2 protein-coding genes and 1 pseudogene are annotated in these 2,700 nt (G+C 63.7%); 2 read left to right on the top strand and 1 reads right to left on the bottom strand.

The window, feature by feature from the left end; all coding sequences use genetic code 11:
• Nucleotides 1–1,286, bottom strand: a 1,286-nt coding sequence (locus tag EOA85_RS32035) for a M48 family metalloprotease (protein ID WP_164760020.1), incomplete at its 3' end; no start/stop codon positions are given.
• Between the two features lie 145 nt (nt 1,287–1,431).
• Here EOA85_RS32035 and EOA85_RS32030 point away from each other — a divergent pair.
• Both EOA85_RS32030 and EOA85_RS39540 read left to right on the top strand, forming a co-directional pair.
• Nucleotides 1,432–2,580, top strand: coding sequence for an aminotransferase class I/II-fold pyridoxal phosphate-dependent enzyme (locus tag EOA85_RS32030; RefSeq protein WP_127212400.1), 1,149 nt, complete (start codon nt 1,432–1,434; stop codon nt 2,578–2,580).
• 4 nt (nt 2,581–2,584) lie between these two features.
• A pseudogene (locus tag EOA85_RS39540) lies at nt 2,585–2,700 on the top strand (glutaminase); the annotation flags it as partial.

Genomic DNA, 2,700 nt, shown 5'->3' with positions numbered 1-2,700 from the left:
TCCTTGTAGGCGCCGGAATAGAAATGGCCTTCGGCGGTTGCAAGATCCGCGGCCGGGATGTTGCCGAGTTCGCCATAGGCCTGCGCCAGATGGCGGTAACCGACGGCGTTTTCCCGGTCGCGCCCGAGGCCCTTGTTGATCTGCACCACCGCTTTCTGCAGGGAATCGGGCGTGCCAATGGCCATCAGCGCCTGGCCGTAAGAGACCGACAGCAACCCGGATCGTGCCGGATCGAGGCTGACCGCCTTGGCATAGGCTTCGGCGGCAGCCTTCGGTCTGTTCGCCTTCATCAGGATGTCGCCGCGCAATTCCTGGAAATAGGGGTTTTTCGGCTGTGCCTTGATCAGCGCGTTGGTCTTGGCGAGCGCCCCGGCCAGATCGCCAAAAAGATAGCTCGTCTGCGCGTCGCCATATTGCGAGGCGAGGCTGTCCGGGTTCTTGCGCATCAGCCGCGATGCGGCGGCCTTGCCCCCCATATAGGCGGCGATCTTGATGCGCATCATGTCGTGCCGCTGCTGCAGTGCCGGCGGATCGACCTTCTCGACATAAGGGCTCTGCTTGACCAGCACTTCGAGATTGGCAATGCGCTCCCGCGGCAGCGGATGGCTGATCCGGTAGGGGTCGACCTGCGCCCCTGACAGCGAGAGCGCGCTCTGAAAGCGGCCGAAGGTCTTCAGCATGCCCAGGCCGGACTGGCCGGTCGCGTTGAGATAGGTTATCGCCGAGCGGTCGGCGGTCATCTCTTCGGTGCGCTGATAGGCGAGGATGCTGCGCTGCGCCATCTCGCCGCCGCCGGCTGCAACCCCCATGCCGGCGCCGGCGAGGCCACGGCTTTTGGTGGTGGCGCCGGCAACGATGGCACCTGCGCCAAGCAGCGTCGCGATGATGGCCATCGTCTTGGCGCGTTCGAGCTGGTTGCGCAATTTTTGCTGGTGCCCGCCGGCAATGTGGCCGGCTTCATGGGCGATGACGCCGATGATCTCGTTGGGCGTCTCCGCCGACATCAGGGCACCGGTGTTGATGAACATGCGGGATCCGGCAACGAAAGCGTTGAAACTCTGGTCGTTGACCAGCACGATGTCGACGCCGTCTTCCGGCAGGCCCGCGGCCCGGAAGATCGGCCGCGCATAATCGCGCACCAGTGCTTCGATCTCGGCATCGCGCACCACCGGCACGTTTTGCGCGAAGGCGCTGACGGTGCTGGTCACAGCGACCGTCGCGGCAAGCGAAAGCGTCGCGAAGGCGCGTACTGCCCTGGCTATCGTCGATTTGGGTCGGCTCAACATGGCAGGTCCACTGGTAGACGAGCGGGCGGAGGATGAAAAGTCGGCACTGAAACTTTACCGAACTTGTGATCCTCACATCAATCGGGCATTTGTGCGGCGCGGACGCCAGAGCTCGGCGCCCGCAGCCGGCAAGGAATGAGGTCAAATGGTTGTATCGCTTTCGCGTCGCGGCGACGTTGAGCCGTTCCACGCCATGGACGTTCTGGCGGAAGCGAATCGGCTGAAGGCAAAGGGCGTGCCGGTTGTTTCCATGGCCGTTGGCCAGCCGTCCGGCCCGGCGCCGACCGGGGTCAGGCAAGCGGCGACGAACGCATTGAAGATGGGGCGCATCGGCTACACCGATGCATTGGGTCTTGCAGGCTTGCGCGAGGCGATCGCGCAGCACTATGCGGACCACTACGGGCTCGCCCTCTCGCCCGGCCGGATCGCCGTCACCACCGGATCGTCGGCCGCCTTCAACCTGGCCTTTCTGGCGATGTTCGATCCAGGCGATCGTGTCGCCATCGCCGCGCCTGGCTATCCGGCCTATCGCAACATCATGGCCGCGCTCGGCATCGAGGTCGTCGAGATCGAGCTCAACGGTGATGCCTATCTCCACGCCGAACATCTGAAGGCCGCGCATCGCGAAAAGAAGCTGAAGGGCGTGTTGTTCGCCAGTCCGGCCAATCCGACCGGCGCGGTTATCCCCGCCGACGAGCTGTCGGCGCTGGTGACGACGGCGCAAGAGCTCGGCATCGCCGTGATCTCCGACGAGATCTATCACCGGCTGGCTTACGCTGCGCCGGACACGACGGCGCTTGCCTACGCCGAGGACGTGACGGCGATCAATTCCTTCTCGAAATATTACTGCATGACCGGTTGGCGGATCGGCTGGATGGTGCTGCCGCAACCATTGGTGCGGCCGGTCGAGCGGATCGCCCAGAGTCTCTATATCTCACCGCCGGAACTGTCCCAGATCGCCGCGATCGAGGCATTCAAGGCGACCGGGGAATTGGAGGCGGTGAAGTCGCGCTATGCGTGGAATCGCGAGCTTTTGATGAAACGCCTGCCCGAACTCGGCTTTGCGCTGGCGGCACCGATGGACGGGGCGTTCTACGCCTTCTGCGATGTCACCAGGCACACCAACGACAGCATGGCCTTTGCGCGCAAGATGCTGGCCGAGGCGCATGTGGCGGCGACGCCCGGCCGCGATTTCGATCCGCTCCAAGGCCATCGAACCATGCGCTTTTCCTACGCCGGCAGCCACGATGAGATGGTCGAGGCGATAATGCGCCTCGAACGCTGGCTGAAGTAGCGCCATGCCGGAACTCGAACAGGCTTTGACTGAAATTGCCGCCGAAATGGCGGAGCGCACGGATCGCGGCGAAGTCGCGACCTATATTCCGCAACTCGGCAAAGTCGATCCGAATAAGTT

The sequence above is a fragment of the Mesorhizobium sp. M5C.F.Ca.IN.020.29.1.1 genome, from assembly GCF_003997375.1.
Classification (GTDB): Bacteria; Pseudomonadota; Alphaproteobacteria; order Rhizobiales; family Rhizobiaceae; genus Mesorhizobium; species Mesorhizobium wenxiniae.
The sequence above is the reverse complement of the archived record's forward strand: the minus strand, read 5'-3'. Positions and strand labels throughout refer to the sequence as shown.

Bases quoted from the DNA above. Each gene is read 5' to 3' on its own strand.
- EOA85_RS32030 (WP_127212400.1), top strand. From the start codon at position 1,432: ATGGTTGTATCGCTTTCGCGTCGCGGCGACGTTGAGCCGTTCCACGCC.